Source organism: Halomonas marinisediminis (genome assembly GCF_004347715.1).
In the GTDB taxonomy this organism is placed as follows: domain Bacteria; phylum Pseudomonadota; class Gammaproteobacteria; order Pseudomonadales; family Halomonadaceae; genus Halomonas; species Halomonas icarae.
The window spans coordinates 1-319 of record NZ_SLTR01000183.1 but is presented as its reverse complement, the minus strand read 5'-3'; the positions used below and the strand labels follow the sequence as shown (position 1 = coordinate 319).

General features: G+C 64.3%; 1 protein-coding gene. It reads left to right on the top strand.

All coding sequences use genetic code 11. The features are described 5' to 3' along the window. Positions 1-300, top strand: a 300-nt coding sequence (locus E0702_RS16295; RefSeq protein WP_205741985.1) for a hypothetical protein, incomplete at its 5' end; no start/stop codon positions are given. Positions 301-319: the final 19 nt, after the last annotated feature.

Here is a 319-nt window from a genome sequence, read left to right as displayed (position 1 = left end):
GAGATCCTGATCCACGACCCCGCCATCACCCGCGACACCGCCATCGAAAGCCAGCTGGGCTATGTCCGCCACGGCAGCCCCGGCCTTGCCGCACTTGCGGGCGAGTTGCGCGGTTTGCTGGTGGATGACCCGCGCGAGGTCGCCCGGCGGTCCGACGCCATCATCGTGACCCAGCGCAACCTGGTCTACTCGGAGATTGTCCAGATGGCCTCCGAAGACCTCCAGACCCCCATCATCGACGTGGTGCGTCTCTATGACGAGTGCCCGAAAACCGCGACCTATCGCGGCATCGGCTGGTGAGTGACGATTTCAACGAGAA